Genomic DNA, 19,036 nt, shown 5'->3' with positions numbered 1-19,036 from the left:
GCAAGTCTGTGCCTATCAAATCGATAGTATTAACTGATTGGAAAAAAAGGCTGTAAACCAGTAACTTAATAATCAACCAAACAGGAGAACGTAAAATGTCTTTAATTAATACTCAAATCAAACCATTTAAAAATCAAGCTTTTAAAGACGGTAAGTTTATCGAAGTCACCGAAAAAGATGTGGCTGGAAAATGGAGTGTATTCTTCTTCTATCCAGCAGACTTTACTTTCGTTTGCCCAACTGAACTTGGTGACGTCGCTGACCATTACGAAGAATTCCAAAAAATGGGCGTTGAAATCTATTCAGTTTCAACTGATACCCACTTTACTCACAAAGCATGGCACGAAAGTTCAGAAACTATCGGTAAAATCAAATACACCATGATCGGTGACCCAACAGGTGAACTGACTCGTAATTTCGAAAATATGCGTGAAGCAGAAGGTTTGGCTGACCGTGGTACTTTCGTTGTTGACCCACAAGGTATCATCCAAGCTATCGAAATCACAGCAGAAGGCATTGGCCGTGATGCTTCTGATCTGCTACGTAAAGTTAAAGCTGCGCAGTATGTTGCTAGCCACCCAGGCGAAGTATGCCCTGCTAAATGGAAAGAAGGTGAAGCAACTCTGTCTCCATCTTTAGATTTGGTTGGCAAAATCTAATCGAAAACTTTATTTCGAAAGTAGAAAGTAAAAACATACTGATGTTATCGGGTGCTATGCACCCGATTTTATGACCAAGGGGATCATATGCTCGATAACAATATGCAAGCGCAATTGAAAGCGTATTTAGAAAAATTGACTAAACCTGTTGAGTTAGTCGCTAATTTAGATAGCAGTAATAAATCAAATGAAATAAAACAGCTTCTAAACCAAATTGCTGCGCTTTCAGACAAGATTACTGTTCGTGAAGTACAAGATAATACTCAAAGAGTACCATCATTTTTAATTACTAACCCTGGTGTTGATAGTGGATTGCGTTTTGCAGGTTCACCACTAGGCCATGAATTTACATCGCTTGTGCTTGCATTGTTGCAAATTGGTGGTCACCCATCTAAAGAAGCACAAGAGTTATTAGATCAAGTGAAGGCCCTTGAAGGGGAATTCCATTTTGAAACCTATTATTCATTATCGTGCCATAACTGCCCAGATGTTGTGCAAGCACTGAATTTAATGGCAGTATTAAATCCAAATGTCACACATACAGCGATTGATGGTGCGCTGTTTCAAAATGAAATTGAAGAACGTAATGTGATGGGCGTTCCCGCTGTTTTCTTAAATGGAAAAGAGTTCGGCCAAGGGCGCATGACATTAAGTGAGATCATTAATAAGGTTGACACGAATGCTGACGCGCGTGCCGCTAAAGCATTAACGGAACGTGAACCATTTGAAGTACTCATCATCGGTAGTGGACCTGCTGGGGCATCCGCAGCGGTTTATACTGCACGTAAAGGTATTCGCACTGGTGTGATCGGTGAGCGTTTTGGTGGCCAAGTTATGGATACCGTTGATATCGAAAACTACATTTCTGTACTCAAAACAGAAGGGGCGATATTTGCGGGAGCACTGAAGAACCACGTTGATGACTACAATGTTGATGTGATTGATGGTCAGTCAGTGACTAAGTTAATTCCAGCAACAGAAGAAGGCGGTTACCACCAAATCGAAACAGCTTCCGGCGGAGTAATGAAGTCACGGAGTATCATTATTGCGACAGGTGCCCGTTGGCGTAACATGGGAGTACCTGGGGAGCAAGAGTATCGCACGAAAGGCGTTACATTCTGCCCACACTGTGATGGTCCGTTGTTTAAAGGCAAACGCGTTGCTGTGATTGGTGGAGGTAACTCAGGTATTGAAGCGGCTATTGACTTAGCGGGTATTGTTGAACATGTAACAGTATTGGAATTCGCGCCTGAATTGAAGGCGGATTCAGTACTACAAGATAAAGCACGTAGCCTGAAAAATATTGACATTATCGTTAATGCTCAAACATTGGAAGTGAAGGGCGATGGTAGCAAGATGACGGGTCTTGAATATAAAGACCGTACTGATGATAGTGTACATTTATTAGAAGTTGCAGGCGCATTTGTGCAAATTGGCCTGTTGCCAAATACCAATTGGTTAGGTGATACCGTTGCACGTAACCGTATAGGCGAAATTGAGGTGGATGCACGTGGCGAAACAAATGTGAAAGGTGTGTTCGCTGCGGGTGACTGTACTACTGTACCTTATAAACAGATCATTATTTCAGCCGGTGAAGGTGCAAAAGCCGCACTTAGCGCCTTTGATTACCTAATTCGCACAAGTACCAGAACCGCTGAATAGGTGTAATTTACTTTATATTCAGTGAGTTGTAGTCAAAAGGCACCCGGGGGCGAGTGCCTTTTTTTTGTGCATAATCTGTACAAAAAAGGCTCAAAAGTGCCTAAAAGTGTTCAAGTGTGGACAACTTGTGGACGATCTAAACGCTGATTTGGTGGTACTTGCAGCGGAGAAATGCATCCCAGTGTGGACAATTTGTGGACATGCAAAAGTTAAATTTGTATTGCTTTTCGTCGTCAAAATCATCCTAAAACGAACAGTCTATTAAGCTAACTCTGTTCCTCCCTTTAATGGGTTGTACGTAATCGCATCTTGAAGAAAGTCCGGTGTAAAGTGAGCGTAGGTCAAATGTCGAGTGACCTAGGATTCTCTGCAAAGTAGTTCTTTCTGTAAAAGCGGCCTATATTCGCCAAACACGTGACTTTATTATTGAGCTGGTCAAACAACGTGTTCAAGCGATCCAACTCGACCAACCGCAAGTAATGGAGTTTTGGGAGATATTTGATTATTTACACGATAACGAGGCTTTTGGTGTGAATCACAGTAGTGAAAAGGGTGTTTATGCAGTGAATTTTAACCATATTGCACAGGTGGCCAGTGAGTACCGCCAGTCTATGCTATTGAATACGGATATTAAGAATTTATTGAAAGCGGGGCGCATGCGTAAGTTTGTGGGCGTTAAGACGGTGTGAAGCGCGGTGAACAGCCAGTTTAATAGCACGCTTGCGGTGGGGAGTACTTTAACGAAGCCTGATGTGCTTAGATGTTGGTATTCCAAGAAAACAGTGAGAGTTAGTTTCCCCCTCTATTCATCTATAGGCTGCCGATGTGCAGCCTTTTTTATATCTGTAGATAGTTACCAACTAAATATCATAAATACTCAGAATGACAAACAAGTGAAAGCATAATGGGTTGTGCAATAAATAAGCATTACTAAGTGTCTTTTATATAGATAGAGAATTTGTGGGAGGGGTTCGGAAAGCGGTTACAATGGTTACAAAATTAAAATAGCCTTATATCTTATTGATACTATAAAGAAATATGGTAATAGAAAAAGGTTACAACTGGGTTACTTTGCGGTTACGTGTAACCGTTTTAAGAGGTTACAAATTAAAAATATAACTTATTGTTTTATAAGGATGTAACTTTTTAACCCCTGTTTTGTAACCCGTTGTAACCAGTAAAAAGTTACAACGGAGTTGTTTGTAATCAGTGGGTTATAGGTGGTTTTGGTAGGGTGTAACCGTTGTAACCGGTTTCCGAAAAACTAACAATTATTTGTGATACGAATATTTTTGTAATGAATATTCCATTTGTGCATATGAGAGAGACAAATATTACATTCATAAGATAGTGTTCAGGTAAGTGAGTTTATCAGTGGTAGAGAAAGGGTTGACTATTATTTAATCATTTATAATTAACATTAAGAAAGTGAGAAGGAATGAGTGTGATATAGTTACAAGTTAAAGATTTAATTTATTGATTTATAATACATATAATAAAATTTTTAATAAAGGTAGGAGAGGTTGGTTGCTCATCAGGTGTGTAAGGTATGCACGTCATATGACGATTTTGTCATGCGTATATACCTCTCAAACAGTTTAGATGAAATTTTGTTGCAAAAAATCTCAAACTAAATGCGAAACACTTCAAACGAAGTGTGACTCGCATAACTCAATGAAAGTGAATATAAGCGAGCAAGAGCAACTAACCAATCCTTGTTCCAATTTATGCTATAAATAGCTAGATTTCAACTCTTTTCTCTCTAAAAGGTTTATCAGGTTTAAATCGTTCCATTTGACAAACCAATAAACATTTAAAAAACTATTATATTCATCATCTATTTGAGTTGGAGTTCTAGCTAAATCTAAACTTGATGTTACTTTTATATAAATGTATTTTCTTAGCTCAGGTGAAACAAAAGGACAAGATAAAATATCTAACGCTAAATGAGCAATTTCCGAATTATCTTTAATATCATTATGTCCATCTGAGAAAAGTGATTTTATCTTTAACTCAATTATTCTTTTTATACTTTTATATTTATAATTGTTTTTTATAATAAATAAAAATGATACTATCGAAAAATAATTCATTTTTGTATCTGGTGTAATTATTTTTTCCAGACTAACTTTTTTTGGTAAATATTCATCACCTAGATTTCTTAGAAGTATTAACATATTTACTCTTTCAATTGAAAGAAAATTATGTCTTCCTTCATTAATATTATCAACTTCCAATATAGACATTGAATTAATATTGTTTGAAATAAAATCACATAATTCCAATCTAATGTCATCATGTTTAGTCAACAGCTTTTTATTGATTAGTATAGTAGCCTTCGTTATTTTAAGCGATGATGAAATAGATACATTAGTGTAAAAAAAGAAAAATAAAATATTATAAAGTGACAATAGAGTCTTTTTTAAAATAAAAGGGTTGAAATTATTTTTTATTATCTCATTATAATCCTTATTGATGTTTGTAATTCTATTGCATATGCTGGAGATTATATAAGATGATAAATTTGAATAGTTACTCGAAGGTGGGGTTATTATTTTAATTTTATTAATGAAGAAATTAGAGAAATCTCTTACATTTTTTACTTCCAATAGACATGATATCTTTTTTTCATTTTTAATGAAGAGTTTTTCATCCATTTCTTTTAATATCAAGTTAGCCTTAATTATAGAATCGGATTTTTCTGTAAGGAATGGCCTGTTATATTTTTTAAGTTTATTATCACCTAGATACAAATTATATTCTCCAAGATGATCATTTATTTCTTTATAAATAATTTCTGCAGTATTTATGTCTTTTGCAAAGAGAATAAAATCATCAACATAGCGATAGATGCAATAATCATCATTCATTTTTATATTTTTTATTGATAATGAATTAATTATATTATTATCAACTCGCTGGAGTATTATTTCTGCAAATACTCTACTAAATTCACTTCCTATTGGTATTCCATTCGTTTCGCTATGGTTGCTATTTTGCATAGTCTTATCTAAAATGGCAGGGAAACGCTGATTTATAGATTTGGTTGATTTTGAATAGTTTTTACCTTTGATCGCCCACTCTATGGAGTGTGTATAAATATTATTAAAACAATTAGCAACATCTAAATTCCACATAATAGGAAATTTTTTTTCTAAGTTGTAAAAATCATTATCTTTATAGAAGTTATAGATACGGTTATAGCCTTTATATGAGAAAAAAGATGATGCATGTTTCCTTTTTACTTCATCTTTAATGGTTTCAACATTTATTTCTTTGTATTTATTATTAATATGACCCTCCTTTAAATAAAAGGAGTTGGCTATTTTTATAGGTGCTCTTATAGATATCTCACTTAATGAACATAAATAATTAATTATGTTAGCATAATCTCTATATATTATTGCATACGTGTATTGTGATGCTGGGTGAATTAGAGAAAGTGTTCTTAATTTATGTTCATCCTTCTTTATGTTATATTTAAATGGTATTGTTGTATCGGGATTTAAAACTTCATTGTTATTAACATTTCTAATTATCAGATTTTTCATTATATCATATACAGGATTTCCTTTTTTTATGGAATTTAAATTAATATACAGTCCATCATTAGAGAATATTAAAGGTACATCATTAGGTGATGTATCTGTTAGTAAAGATCTTAAAAAATCTTTTTTGTCTATTTTAATATTATGCTTCATTGCCAAATCCTAGTTATCTCTTTTAATCTTTTTGCATTAAAACTTTTATATATTATTTTTTTATGTGAGTTTTCAAAGTTAATTTTTATTAGTTTATTTATTTGCAAGGTGTTAAAACTTCTTGCTTTTATTTTATTGGCGCGAATTTTATGACTAAATATTGTTTTTTTTAAAAACAAGTCAATTTCCTTAAGGCAAGAAGTGTCATTTATCTTTGAGTAATTAAAATAAATTCCTGTGGGAATTTTTTTCTTTGATTTCTCACTTATTAAGGTTCTATTCGTTGATAAAAACAATAACCTATCTATTAATAAATCAAAGTCGTTATTTTTATAGAATGCATAAAAAGATTTTGAAATACAGGTCTTTATTTTTTTTAATTTATTATCAGATATTTTTATAACAACTGTTCTGAAGTTTTTCTTTTTTTTCTTGTTTGATAATTGGTGATCTGTAGGGAATGAAAAATTATAACCCAAATAATTGAAAGATACAGGAGTACTATGCTCACTATAAGTATTTAGTGTTATTAGTTGTGATTTGGACTTATTTATATTTAAATTGTACGGTGAAATTGTGTTGTGTATCTTATTGAAAAATAATGGATTATCTGTAATTATGATTATATCATCAACAAATCGACCATAGTAAATGATATTTTGATTTCTAAGTATTTTTTCGTCAAAATCTAATAAGGCGATTTCAGAAAGAGAAGAGCTTATCTCTAAGCCTCGGGGGATTCCAACATTATTTGCAGTTATTGTATTGTATGTGTTTAATAAATGAAGTATTACATTAAAATTTATATGCGAAAGAGTTTTATTATTTTCAAGTTTTTTTAGTAAATGACATTGACTTATTGATTCAAAAAATGATTTTATATCAGTTCTAATTATAGAGTATTTAGGGCTTTCCTTAAGGAAAACCGTTAATTCATCTATTATAGAATGCCTGTTTTTCATTTTTAAATTAAACAGTCTTTTTAACGATGAATCACATCGGCGCAAAATTAACTTATGATGTAGAGTTGTGGTTGTATAAACATTTTTATTTTTTATTTTTATATTTTTGAGCGGAAAACCATCAATGTCAATGTACTTCATATAATCTTTCAGTTCGTCAAAAAAAGATTTTGAGAGTACAGAATTTAGTAGTTTTCGATTTTTTATAAAATCGCTAGGGTATAAATAACGCCGCAAATTTTGCTCGGAATAATCTTGTTGTATCATTAAGCTGAACTCCTTTTTTATATATAGACTATGTGAATGATAATTTTAAATCAAGAATACATATCACCAGTTTAAAATCTAATGGACTAAGCTCACAATTTTGTATCAAATTGCACAAATTTAGCCTTGACTTATTTTCTGCTTGGTACCTGTACTGGTGCGGGTTTTGGTGACCGGCACACCTGCACAAAATCCCATCCCTTTTGTGTGCGGGCGAGGCGGGAGCAAGCGCGCGCAAAGGGGTAAAGATGAGCCGCGCTGGCCATGGTGTGATTAGCTCGTTAATGGTGTTATTTGCAATTATTCAGGCTGTACAGCCTAGATGAGATATAAAATAGTTTCGGGTATGTGAAATAGGTAGAACGGCGCTAAGGCCGTTCTATTAGCTTTGAAAGAGGGAACATCGGTTAATGTGAATTGAATGGTTTATTTATAATTCGGTTCTTTGTTCTTGGCCTGCGTCAAAAAATCCAGCAACGCATATTGTTTAAAGCGGATCACCTCAACACCTAGCATGTCGTTAATTGATTTCATGCTTTCCATCAGTGGTAGTAACTCATTGAACCAAAAAACCATTGCGGCTTTTTCGATATCACCAAGGCTACCTGAGCCTTGCGGGATGATCCCCATCAGTTGTGGTGGTATCCGGTGCATGGCCAACAAATCATCGCGGGTGGTGTCCTTGATACCCACAAACTCATCTTTGGCGCTGATTTGTGAGAATGGCAAAATTTGAATCCCATCCTTGCCACCATTGGCGGCATAAACAAAGATATTTTTAAATGCCTTACCTTTACGGGCTTCGGTGAGTGATTTCTTTAATGACTCAACAGCCTTGTCGTCAGCCAATGCCGCGGAAAGATATACCATCACACCGGCGTGGCTGCCATTCTCATAATAGTTTGTCCGAAACAGGGTAGCCGAATGATTCAAGTTAGCGGAAATAAGCCCCGCCAAGTAATCGGGAACGCCATATATCTCTTGGTGAATACACGGATTTTTCAAATGAATAATGCTATTTTTGCGGAATTCGTAGGTATCTTGGTAATTCTTCACTTGCCAGTATTGCCCCTCATTCACACCGGCGTGGGTATACTTAGCCAAAGAGGTTTTTAATGTCAGCATATCGCCGAGCCGGTTAATGCGCTTTTCAAGGTAACCATTACCAAAAACGACAAAATCCTGCGCTAAGGTGGTGAAGTCAGGGCGTGATAAATAGGGCGTTGGTTCAAAACAGCTGGTGATCACATTACACTTAAACACTAACGGTGATTGATGGTAGGCCGCTGACAAGGTAAACGAGCACGCAATACCAGTAAAATCAATCGGGGTTTCATACCAGCGGTCATTGTGGTTGCATTCCATGCAGTCCAGCAAATCACCGCCGCCAGATACAATGACGGCGGGCAAAAGGTAAATGAGCAAAACTCAGGACTTTGTGTTTGTTTTTCGGTTACTGTTAATTCCCAACAAGCCAAAGAATTATCGCAATCCGAACTAATGAATATCCTCGTGACTGCGGTAAATTAACTCTAATTGCGGATGACTCCATAAACTGGCGGGGGTCACTGTCGCACGCTCCCAAGGAATATGACCGATAAACCACAATTTCCAAAAGTTAAGTTTGGCTTCGGGGTTTTTACTTAATAAATCTTTAAAAGTTTCAATTTCACCTACGTTAATTGAAAGTGCTGACTGGTAAATATCAAATACAAATTTCGAGCAGAACTGGCGGGAAGAGTGATAATCAAAGCCAGTATGATAAAATTTATTAAGTCTTGAAGGAACTTCTGCAACTAAAGCTGCTTTTTGTTCATCCGTTAGGTGGTGAGTAAGTCGGCGAACACCATATCTTTGCCCTGCCGAACGTTGAATAAAGCGAGTCAAAGTCGTGACAGTTGATAGCGGTACTCGGCTTTCTGCTACTAAATAATCTTGCCCGTTATGACCAATTATCAAGCCAACATGATTGCTCCAACATAAAGAGGCTGACGCTATTTGGCGAAATAACGTAGTGCCAATACTTGTAAAGATAATATCGCCGACCTCGAGGTTTTTAGGGGGAGTATTATTTGTCATTATTCATACCTCTCAATAATTTTAACTCTGTTTGATAGTAATCCCTGATAAAGAGTAACAGCAATGAGAATACGGATTAAAATCGCGTATTAAATTAAATAATACGTTTTCGTTTAGGTTATATTGATTATAGGTTATGCAACTCAATTTATTTTATTGTTTGTAGGGCATGGCTCAATGCGATAATACTACGCGTAATCTCAGTTTCAGTATGTGCAGCATAACCGAATAAAATAGCGTTGTTTTCATGACTATTCATACAATAACGAGACAGTGACTGTACACCAAAACCTAACTGATGGCAGGTAGAGAGTATAAACGGCAAACTAATTCCCGGCTTTAACCAACAAACAGCATGGATCCCTGAATCTGTTTGCTCAACGTTAAATACATGGGGCAAATAGGTGTTAATTGCACTAATTAATGCATTTTGGCGTGAATAGCAAACTTTTCGAACTTTACGCACATGGCGTGCATAATGCCCCTCTTGAATAAACTGTGCTAAAGCGGCTTGTTCTAAGTAACCTGAATGGCTATCACTGTAATATTTCATCATAGTAAAAGGCTCGATCAGAATTTTTGGCACAATTAAAAATCCTAAACGAAAACCCGGATACATCATTTTAGAAAAGGTGCCGGCATAAATAACACGTTGATGTGCATCAAGCCCTTGAAGTGCTTGAATAGGTTTAGATAAATAGCGAAATTCACTGTTGTAGTCATCTTCAAAAATCCATGCTTGATTCTTGTTTGCCCACTCTAATAGCGCTAATCGTTTTGTTAAGCTCAAAGTCGTACCAAGAGGAAATTGATGGGAAGGGGCGGTGTAAACTAAGCAAGCGTCAGGGTAAGTTTGTGCGGCCATCGTAATATTCATTCCATCACTCTCAGAAGGAATTGGGCAAATATTGGCTCCACGAGCAGTTAAAATAGCTCGCGCACTGTCATATCCAGGATCATCTAACCAGACTGAGCTACCTTGTTGTAATAATACGCTTGCGGTTAAATTAATCGCCTGCTGAGTACCATTTACAATAATAATTTGCTCTTCGCTGCAATTAACCCCACGCGTTGAGTGCACATAATCGACTAATATTCTTTTTAGTGGCGGATAACCTGCCGGATGATTGTAGTGAGGAATTTCTTGTTTTGATCTTCTCCAAACCCTTCCTAGTAATCTTCCCCATAAATCATGGGGAAACTGATCAACGCAACCAATGCCGATATTGAACATCTGTTTTTTATTCGTATTAGGCCGAGACGTTTTCCATAATGTCGTTAAATGACTCATCACGGGATTGAGATTAGGTGCAGAATATTGCTGTTTATTGAGAGGATCTGTCTTGGATGTTAATTTAACCAGCTCATCAGGTATGGTTGTAGAAACATAGGTGCCAGAGCCTTGACGAGTAACTAAATAACCCTCGTCGATTAATCGTTCAAAACCTGCAATGACTGAATTGCGAGATATCGACATCATTTCAGCAAAAGCACGACTAGAGGGCAGTTTGATCCCCGCAGATAATCGCCCATCAAGAATGGCATTTCTGATGGTGTGATAAACATTTTCTTTAATACAACCTGCTTCTAAGAGTAAATGAGGGAAGAGAGCTTGCGGTTTACGTTTCATTAGAAGTGGATCCTAAATAAATAGCAAAAGTGTATCTTATTTAGTACCAGATTGATATGTAATATAACGCCATTGTTTTATATGTCGAATCGTTAAAGGATATATCATGAATAACAATATGTTACCTGTTACTGTTGAATTTGTGTCACCCGAGCATTATCCGCAATGGCTAGTTTATTGGTTGCAGTATCAAGAATTTTATAAAGTGGATTTAAGCGAAGAAATCACATTAAAAACATGGGAGCGTTTTTTCGATGAAAATGAGCCTATGTATTGCGCCGTTGCACTTGAAGGTGAAAAAGTGGTTGGTTTTGTCAATTACCTCTACCATCGCTCCACATGGGCGGAAAATAATTTCTGCTATTTGGAAGATTTATTTGTTTCGCCAGACGTAAGGGGGCGTCAGGTAGGAAAACATCTGATTGAATTCGTGCATGAACAAGCAAAAAAACAAGCTTGTGGACGTCTGTATTGGCATACGCAGGAAACCAATTTACGAGGGCAGCGCTTATATGATTGGGTTGCTGAAAAACCAGGTGTGATTGAATATAGAATGCCGTTGTAATCTTTTAGTGATTTATTCATGAGATAGGTTACATACCCACTCATCATCCGAAGATTTTTTATCCTACTTGTGATCTCTTGGCGATTTCTGCCATCCCCACTGTTTTTGCGAGCGGTGGGGCTTTTATCTCCTTTGCTATGCTCATTGTTTTAATTTCAGACAAAGTTCAAAGTAGCTTTTTGTTAAGTTATATCCGACTGTTATTGAAAAATAACAGTAAACAATCACTACATGTGATATTCAAAGGAAAACACCTTGTTGACACCTGTCAACGAAGTAACTACAGTACGGATACAGGAGGGAAATGAAGAGACATCCAAACAAACACATTCAATCAGCGATTGAATATGCTGTCTCTAAAGGCTGGGTTTTGGTATCAGCGGGTCATAGTTCGCATGCCTTTTGCCGTTTACGCTGTGGTGACGCGAATGATGCACATCAAAACCATCAAATGAGCGTGTGGTCCACACCAAGCCGTCCTGAGGATCATGCTAAACAGATCAAACGGAAAGTTGATAGTTGTTATCGGTCTGGAAATTAATTTAAGGCGGCATTGCCGCCTGTTTCAAGCGAATAATCTAGGGGATGAGAAAGGTCACCTAGAACGGTATAGATAATAAAATGGTCTCAGTTAAAGGTATCTATTAACGAATCCATTAATGTATGGCGAGTATCAAGGAGAATACAGTGTCACTATACAATTTCACGTTGGTGCTTTCAGGTGTTAATGCTGATACCCCAGAACTTGAAGATGCGCTGTATGAAAGTGGTTGCGGTGATGCGCTAATCTGTTTTTATGGTAAATCGGTCTATCTAGAATTTGATAGAGAGGCTAAATCATTAGATGATGCAATTGAGTCAGCTATCCATCATGTTGAAACATCTGGGTTAGGGGCAAGAGTAGAATCGGTTGATTCAGTGCTCGTCGGCTTGAGTGATATTGCTGATTTAACACATCTCTCAAGGCAAGCGGTTGCAATGCTGAAAGATGGTAAGCGGGGTGCAGGGGATTTTCCAAACCCAATACAGCGTATTAAAGGCCAATCCCCTTTATGGGATTGGGCTGAGGTTGCTAATTGGTTACAAATTAATGGCAGGTTAAATCACCATCCTGAATTAGTGACGAATGCGAAGGCATTAAGTAAATGGAACTTGGCATTACGATCAAGTGTATGTGATGATTTGCTTGAAGTTGAAGCGATAACGAAAAAAATCGTCGATAATAGGCAAAAAAGAGCAGCATACGCCGATAAAACGAATGTTAAATAACCAATCTTAAAATACTCCCTTATTGACATAAGGGGGTAATTTTAATGCTTATGATATCTAAGCCGCCAGCTACAACTCGAATACTCAATGCTTGTGGTAGCAGGGAAGCCAATTTTCTTGGTTCAATGTTAGAGTGAGTAAGGAATGTTTTAAGTTGCCAGTTGTTTACGTACTTCCATAAGCGCAAAACCTAATAAATTGAGCCCTTTCCAAGTGAGAGGGTTCTCGATATTTTCACTATCTTCAGCAAGGCCGATCCCCCATATTTTATCAACAGGGCTTGCCTCAACTAATATTCTTTCATTGGTATTTAATAAAAATGTTTTTAACTCTTCATTTTGTGAAAACTTAGCAAGATTTGCTGTGACAGCAATATTAAATCTATGTTCATCCCATATGCTCTGTTGAAAGCCTCGTACCTCTCTACCGAATGCTTTTGCAGCGCCAGGATTTGGGGCATGGATAATTTTCTCGAAACTTTCATTGTCATCAAATAATCGTGCTTTTTCTGCCATCATAAAATGTTCAGCACTGGCAAAGCGATTGCCTTCAACCATAAAAGTAGCTGGATACCATTGGCTCAGGCAACTCTTGGTAACTTGTTTTTGTTTTGATTGATGACCCCAGAAAAAGAGGTATTTCAATTTTTTACCTGTTCGGTATTGTTTGCAAAGGGTTTGGATATCCATAATAAATTGTTCTAATAAATTTCTATTGGGGTAGCGTATCGATAAATTCTTCGAAATACCATAAGAAAGGCCTGTAGTTATAGCATAAATAGATTGATTAAAAAGTAACTGGCAAGTGTTGAAAATTAAATAAAACGTGAGGCATCAGACATTTTTTATAAATGATATAAAAAGTCGCATTTCACGTGTGAATAGAGCCATTTTTACCTAACTATTACATTTTGTTAACGATACAGTAAGCCCTCTTATTGGGTAAGGTTATTAACGAAAGTAAAGTATAAAAATATGGAACAAATATTGTTAGTTTTATGGCCTTTATTTGCACTGATAGCAATGGGTTTTATATTACGTCGTTCATCGCTGTTTTCGGTTGATTTTTGGCCTAGCGCTGAAAAACTGAACTATTTTATTTTGTTTCCTGCTTTATTGATTAACAGTTTAGCGAGTGCCCCACTTGATAGCCCTAAACTGCCTTATCTCGCGGGTGCGATATTTTTTGTGCTTATTATTAGCAGTGTATTAGTTCTAATTTTTAAATTACTTTTTAAAATGCCAATACCACGGTTTGGTGCTCATATTCAAGGTATTACCCGCTTTAATACTTATTTAGGGCTTGCAATCATAGCCGATTTATTTGGTACTGATGGCATAGCGATTGCTGCCGTCATTATGGCGATACTGGTGCCAAGTTGTAATGTTATTGCGGTCTTAGCATTAACCACTGGCTCTAAAGTTTCTATCAAACAGTTATTTTTACCGATCATTAAAAACCCGTTAATCCTCTCTTGTATTATTGGTATTTTGCTGAACTTATCTCCAATAGGATTACCTTTTGGTTCAGGACAACTATTAAAGCTACTTGCGGCAGCGAGTTTACCATTAGGGTTAATTTGTATTGGCGCGGCATTGCAAACATCGACGCTCAGGAAAGAATTTAAGCCGCTAATGACCTCTACGCTGTTACGTTTATTAGCGATGCCAGTATTAGCGCTTTTAACAGCAAAATTATTCTCATTACCGGAGTTTGAAACCGCGTTATTTGTGATTTTCTTTGCAATACCGACGGCGCCGACGGCTTATATTTTAACTCGTCAACTAAATGGTGATAGTCAGCTTATGGCAGGCATCATCACTTTGCAGACCGTAATTGCTGTCGTGACATTACCATTCATTCTTACCCAGATAATACATTAACTCATTGCTGCTATCGTTATTTAGCTTAAGTGAGATAATGGGTTTGAAGAGAATCGCTTTGTTAAAATATGGGGTTAATTTTGGGGATAAAATGGTTGTAGGAATAACGCATTATGACAGTTTTAGATAAAATATGTCTAATGGCTATATCTACATTCAAAATTCTGTTTATTGAGAACGCTAATGCCATTTTGTATTAATCAACAACCCCAAATAAACCAAACACTCTCCATTCCCAGTTCACGCGCGATAGAGGCTATTTTTAGTTCACCCGAGAAGCTCACAACCAAAGAATCTGAGTTGATGGGGATAAAAATTAAAGGTATTAAAAATAATACGCTATTTGTCGTTGAAAGTAATACTGGGCAGCCATTAAGCCTCAGCAAAGCTGAATTTCAATGGCTTTTTGAAACCAAGGTTGTAAGGCGTTTACAACCTGAAAAGACGAATTTTTTATCCCCAACGCGAATGTATAAAGGCTTGTTTGAATAATATTAAAGACATACACTGCTGCTTGATAAGGTAATAATATCATTTGATGATAAGGGGTCATGTGTGTCTTTAGAAAAATGTCAAAATAATGAAAATCTATCTATTGATGAGGTATTAGATAAACTTTCATTGCTGTACACAAATGCCATTGATTCTTTAAGAAGTGCCATTGCAGCTTATGTGACTGATGGGCAATTACCTGATGCGGATGCCCGCAAAAAGGGATTATTTGCCTATCCTGAACTATGTGTTGAGTGGCATGGTCAAATTGATCATTGCGTAAAAACGAGGGCATATGCACGTTTTGTTAAGCCCGGACAGTATCGTATTACGGTGACCCAGCCGGATCTATTTCGTCAATATTTAACCGAGCAACTGAGTATTTTACAGCAAGATTATGATGTCACTTTTTCTGTTTACCCCTCACAAACTGAAGTGCCATACCCGTTTGTGATTGATGGTTCTGATTTAGCTTTAGATAGAAGTATGAGTAGCAGTCTAGCGGCTCATTTTCCTATTACAGATCTTGCAGATATTAGTGATGATATTACCGACGGTTTATTTCAATCCGCAGAGGAGATGCCCCTTTCTCACTTTGATGCTTTGCGTGTCGATTTTTCCTTAGCGAGACTGAAACATTATACGGGAACGCCGCCAGAACATGTGCAACCTTATATTTTGTTTACAAATTACAATCGTTATGTCGATGAGTTTGTAAGCTGGGCTTGCGAGCAAGTTAGGGATCCGAATAGTCGTTATGTTGCATTATCCTGTGTAGGGCACAATTATTTAACGGCTGAAAACGCTGACCCACAAATTGCCACGTCTGATCTCACATGGAAAAAATTCCAAATGCCAGCGTATCATCTGATCGCGAAAGAGGGTGTAGGAATAACATTAGTTAATATTGGTGTTGGTCCATCGAATGCAAAAAATATTTGTGATCACTTGGCGGTATTACGGCCACACGCATGGTTAATGATAGGCCATTCCGGCGGCTTACGTGAAAGTCAAAAAATTGGTGACTATGTATTAGCTCATGCCTACTTACGTGATGATCATATTTTAGATGATGTTTTACCCCCTGATATTCCCATCCCAAGTATCGCAGAGGTACAAAGGGCACTGTACGATGCAACGAAACAAGTCAGTAATATGCCAGGTGAATTAGTTAAGCAACGGCTAAGAACAGGTACGGTGGTAACAACGGATGATCGTAACTGGGAATTACGCTTTTTTGCAACGGCCCGCCGTTTCAGCTTAAGCCGTGCTGTTGCTGTAGATATGGAAAGTGCGACTATTGCAGCTCAAGGTTATCGTTTTAGGGTGCCATATGGGACGCTATTATGCGTTTCTGATAAACCATTACATGGTGAAATCAAATTACCAGGGCAAGCAAATAGCTTTTATGAAGGGGCAATTTCAGAACATTTGCAGATTGGTATTCGAGCGATTGATCTTTTGCGACAAGAAGGCGATAAGCTGCATTCAAGAAAATTAAGAACCTTTGATGAGCCTCCTTTTAGGTAATAAAAAAGTATAGATACCGAATCAATGACATTTGCAGTGGCAAATGAAAAAATGAGGTATGGGTGAATTAAGCGAGTTATTAACGCCATGGTTGATGAACTAGATATTTCTGAGGTGAGTGAGCTATCGGGCTTACCGCCATCGACGTTGCGCTATTACGAAGAAAAGGGGTTAATTACCCCGATTGGTCGTAAAGGTTTGAAGCGTGTTTATCATGGTAAAGATGTGATGACTCGCTTATCACTTATTGCTTTAGGGAGAGAAGCAAAATTTTCACTTGATGAAATAAGCACCATGTTGAATCAAAGAAATGGACCAACGATTGATCGTGGCTATTTAATAACAAAAGCAGAGGAAATTCAAAAAGTCATTGATGATTTGTCGGCGTTAAAAAAAGGTATTTTGCATATCGTCAATTGCCCTGAAGAAAATCATTTAGCCTGCCCTAAATTTCAAAAAATAATGTCGATAGGCCTACGAAATAGCCGAAAATTCAGCCAATAAGGCATAATCTAGTGGGTATAACCGCGTGATTATCCCACTTTTGATAACAATTTATCCCATTTTCCTTCATAGAAAGCCTTTTAGATCTTAACTACACTTTAGGTATTGCTACACTGATTTAAAGGGTCCTATGTCTACTCACTTCTTAGCATTTGAAAAACCTATCGTCGAACTTAATGAAAGAATCGACGCCTTAGTGGCTTTTAAACAAAATAGCCAACAGCCTGATATTGATTTCGATGAAGAGATCAAGTTGCTGGAGAAAAAATGTTTAACACTGACAAAGAAAATTTTTTCTCAGCTTGGTGCTTGGGAAATAGTTCAACTTGCAAGGCATCCATTGAGGCCCTATACCCTAGATTATATTTCGCTGATTTTTACGGAATTTCAGGAGTTGGCTGGAGATAGGGCATTTGCGGATGATAAGGCGCTTGTTGGTGGTCTAGCACGCCTTGACGGGCAACCTGTTATGGTTATAGGTCAACAGAAAGGGCGTACCACAAAAGAAAAAGTGATGAGAAATTTCGGTATGCCTTCCCCGGAAGGTTACCGTAAGGCATTAAGGTTAATGAAGATGGCTGAGCGTTTTCATTTACCTGTAGTGATATTCATTGATTCTGCGGGGGCATATCCCGGTATTGGTGCAGAAGAGAGAGGGCAAGCTGAAGCGATAGCACGAAATATTATGGAGATGTCTTGCCTAAAAACACCTATCATTTGCGTGATAACAGGGGAAGGTTGCTCTGGTGGTGCACTGGCAATAGGGGTTGGCGACCGTATTAATATGTTGGAGTACAGCACATATGCGGCAATATCACCGGAAGGTTGTGCTTCAATCCTTTGGAAAGATGCACAAAAAGCACAAGTTGCTGCGGAAACAATGGGAATGACAGCCAAAAGGCTCAAGGAGCTAGGTATTATTGACACTATTATCCCTGAACCGCTCGGTGGCGCACATCGCGATTATGTATTAGCGAGTGAAAATTTAAAACAGCAGTTGCTTATTGATTTAGAGGCTCTCAAAAAACGGGATGTTGATCTATTATTGGCCGAAAGATATCAGAAAATTATGGCGTTTGGTTACTGTTAAGCATGATATAGTCATTTTTATCTGAAGTCGTTTGGTGATAGAAATGAATATAGAGCAATGGGCGAATGAGTTTGATAATTACCTGCTAAAAAACTGGGTTAATGATGATAATGCCCATGATATTTTTCATCTTAGGCGAGTTTGGCGTACGGCACAAAAAATTATGGAGCCAATAGAACAAGTTAATCCTTTGGTTGTATTGGCTGCCTGTTATTTTCACGATTTTGTCTCATTGCCGAAAAATCACCCCCAAAGACACCAAGCATCTTCTTTAAGTGCTGATAAAGCGGTGAGTGTTTTTCAGTCTCATTTTCCAAGCCTACCTGAACATTACTATGAACCGATTGCTCACTGTATTATCACCCATAGTTTTAGTGCTCAGCTCGAACCAAAAACGATTGAAGCGAAAATTGTTCAAGATGCGGATAGGTTAGAAGCACTTGGCGCAATTGGCTTAGCGCGTGTTTTTGCCGTTAGTGGCCAACTGAATAGGGCGTTATTTGATGCAAATGATCCTTTTGCACAAAATAGGCCACTGGATGATACTCAATGGGCTTTAGATCACTTTCAGCAAAAATTACTTAAATTACCGAGTACTATGCAAACTTCAATGGGAAGATTGCTCGCCACTCAAAATGCGAATTATTTAGTACAGTTTATGGCGAAATTAAGTGCTGAATTAAAGGGGAATAGTGTCCAGTTTGATGATCATATCATCGAACAGTTTTGGCTCTAATTAAGGT

Annotated in this window: 18 protein-coding genes and 1 pseudogene; 12 read left to right on the top strand and 7 right to left on the bottom strand. The window is 37.2% G+C overall.

From position 1 onward, the window contains the following. Positions 1 to 95: 95 nt before the first annotated feature. A complete protein-coding gene (gene ahpC, locus PR675_RS09060) occupies positions 96 to 659 on the top strand; it encodes an alkyl hydroperoxide reductase subunit C (protein WP_004919611.1) in 564 nt (187 codons plus the stop codon). An 87-nt stretch (positions 660 to 746) separates the two neighbouring features. Further along, entirely contained in the window at positions 747 to 2,321 is a 1,575-nt protein-coding gene (gene ahpF, locus PR675_RS09055; protein WP_060560998.1) for an alkyl hydroperoxide reductase subunit F, read from the top strand. Between the two features lie 261 nt (positions 2,322 to 2,582). On the opposite strand, the pseudogene PR675_RS20995 reads toward ahpF, so the two are convergent. After that, a pseudogene (locus PR675_RS20995) lies at positions 2,583 to 2,697 on the bottom strand (phage integrase); the annotation flags it as partial. 154 nt (positions 2,698 to 2,851) lie between these two features. Here PR675_RS20995 and PR675_RS09050 point away from each other — a divergent pair. Further along, positions 2,852 to 3,010, top strand: a complete 159-nt coding sequence (locus tag PR675_RS09050) for a hypothetical protein (protein ID WP_014658326.1) — start codon at positions 2,852 to 2,854, stop codon at positions 3,008 to 3,010. A 1,041-nt stretch (positions 3,011 to 4,051) separates the two neighbouring features. Here the strand turns inward: PR675_RS09050 and drt3b are convergent. From drt3b to pdxR, 5 genes are all read right to left on the bottom strand, one after another. Further along, a complete protein-coding gene (drt3b, locus tag PR675_RS09045; protein WP_060560999.1) occupies positions 4,052 to 6,022 on the bottom strand; it encodes an antiviral reverse transcriptase Drt3b in 1,971 nt (656 codons plus the stop codon). Beyond that, a complete protein-coding gene (gene drt3a, locus PR675_RS09040; protein WP_060561000.1) occupies positions 6,019 to 7,251 on the bottom strand; it encodes an antiviral reverse transcriptase Drt3a in 1,233 nt (410 codons plus the stop codon). The genes drt3b and drt3a overlap by 4 nt, the downstream gene beginning before the upstream one ends. Before the next feature lie 426 nt (positions 7,252 to 7,677). After that, entirely contained in the window at positions 7,678 to 8,676 is a 999-nt protein-coding gene (locus tag PR675_RS09035; RefSeq protein WP_239686460.1) for a phage portal protein, read from the bottom strand. A gap of 72 nt (positions 8,677 to 8,748) precedes the next feature. Beyond that, the gene (locus PR675_RS09030) at positions 8,749 to 9,330 is read right to left on the bottom strand and encodes a YebB family permuted papain-like enzyme (protein ID WP_004919702.1); all 582 of its coding nucleotides are present in this window, start codon (positions 9,328 to 9,330) and stop codon (positions 8,749 to 8,751) included. A 148-nt stretch (positions 9,331 to 9,478) separates the two neighbouring features. Further along, positions 9,479 to 10,960: a MocR-like pyridoxine biosynthesis transcription factor PdxR gene (gene pdxR, locus PR675_RS09025; protein ID WP_060561001.1), complete on the bottom strand. Its 1,482-nt coding sequence runs from the start codon at positions 10,958 to 10,960 to the stop codon at positions 9,479 to 9,481. A gap of 106 nt (positions 10,961 to 11,066) precedes the next feature. On the opposite strand from pdxR, the gene PR675_RS09020 reads away from it, so the two are divergent. The 3 genes from PR675_RS09020 to PR675_RS09010 all read left to right on the top strand — a co-directional run bounded on the left by PR675_RS09020 (position 11,067) and on the right by PR675_RS09010 (position 12,794). Continuing rightward, positions 11,067 to 11,525: a GNAT family N-acetyltransferase gene (locus PR675_RS09020; RefSeq protein ID WP_004919706.1), complete on the top strand. Its 459-nt coding sequence runs from the start codon at positions 11,067 to 11,069 to the stop codon at positions 11,523 to 11,525. 304 nt (positions 11,526 to 11,829) lie between these two features. After that, complete coding sequence (locus PR675_RS09015; protein WP_004919708.1) at positions 11,830 to 12,066, top strand: hypothetical protein; 237 nt, start codon at positions 11,830 to 11,832, stop codon at positions 12,064 to 12,066. 146 nt (positions 12,067 to 12,212) lie between these two features. Then, a complete protein-coding gene (locus tag PR675_RS09010) occupies positions 12,213 to 12,794 on the top strand; it encodes a helix-turn-helix transcriptional regulator (protein WP_060561002.1) in 582 nt (193 codons plus the stop codon). 149 nt (positions 12,795 to 12,943) lie between these two features. Here PR675_RS09010 and PR675_RS09005 read toward each other — a convergent pair whose 3' ends face one another. Continuing rightward, on the bottom strand, positions 12,944 to 13,483 hold the full coding sequence (locus PR675_RS09005) for an NADAR family protein (RefSeq protein ID WP_060561003.1): 540 nt from the start codon (positions 13,481 to 13,483) through the stop codon (positions 12,944 to 12,946). A gap of 285 nt (positions 13,484 to 13,768) precedes the next feature. Here PR675_RS09005 and PR675_RS09000 point away from each other — a divergent pair, with 285 nt between their 5' ends. From PR675_RS09000 to PR675_RS08975, 6 genes are all read left to right on the top strand, one after another. Further along, positions 13,769 to 14,677: an AEC family transporter gene (locus PR675_RS09000; RefSeq protein WP_061064052.1), complete on the top strand. Its 909-nt coding sequence runs from the start codon at positions 13,769 to 13,771 to the stop codon at positions 14,675 to 14,677. Positions 14,678 to 14,860: 183 nt separating this feature from the next. Further along, positions 14,861 to 15,169 carry a hypothetical protein gene (locus tag PR675_RS08995; RefSeq protein ID WP_004919715.1) on the top strand — a complete coding sequence of 103 codons (309 nt, stop codon included), beginning with the start codon at positions 14,861 to 14,863 and terminating at the stop codon, positions 15,167 to 15,169. Positions 15,170 to 15,232: 63 nt separating this feature from the next. Then, on the top strand, positions 15,233 to 16,699 hold the full coding sequence (locus tag PR675_RS08990; protein WP_272582732.1) for an AMP nucleosidase: 1,467 nt from the start codon (positions 15,233 to 15,235) through the stop codon (positions 16,697 to 16,699). Positions 16,700 to 16,786: 87 nt separating this feature from the next. Then, on the top strand, positions 16,787 to 17,203 hold the full coding sequence (locus tag PR675_RS08985; RefSeq protein ID WP_004919718.1) for a helix-turn-helix domain-containing protein: 417 nt from the start codon (positions 16,787 to 16,789) through the stop codon (positions 17,201 to 17,203). A 130-nt stretch (positions 17,204 to 17,333) separates the two neighbouring features. Continuing rightward, a complete protein-coding gene (gene accA / locus PR675_RS08980) occupies positions 17,334 to 18,293 on the top strand; it encodes an acetyl-CoA carboxylase carboxyl transferase subunit alpha (protein WP_060561004.1) in 960 nt (319 codons plus the stop codon). A gap of 43 nt (positions 18,294 to 18,336) precedes the next feature. Next, positions 18,337 to 19,029: a phosphohydrolase gene (locus tag PR675_RS08975; protein ID WP_036940207.1), complete on the top strand. Its 693-nt coding sequence runs from the start codon at positions 18,337 to 18,339 to the stop codon at positions 19,027 to 19,029. Positions 19,030 to 19,036 lie beyond the last annotated feature (7 nt).

The sequence above is a fragment of the Providencia sp. PROV261 genome (assembly GCF_028477945.1).
GTDB classification, from domain to species: domain Bacteria; phylum Pseudomonadota; class Gammaproteobacteria; order Enterobacterales; family Enterobacteriaceae; genus Providencia; species Providencia stuartii.
The sequence above is the reverse complement of the archived record's forward strand: the minus strand, read 5'-3'. Positions and strand labels throughout refer to the sequence as shown.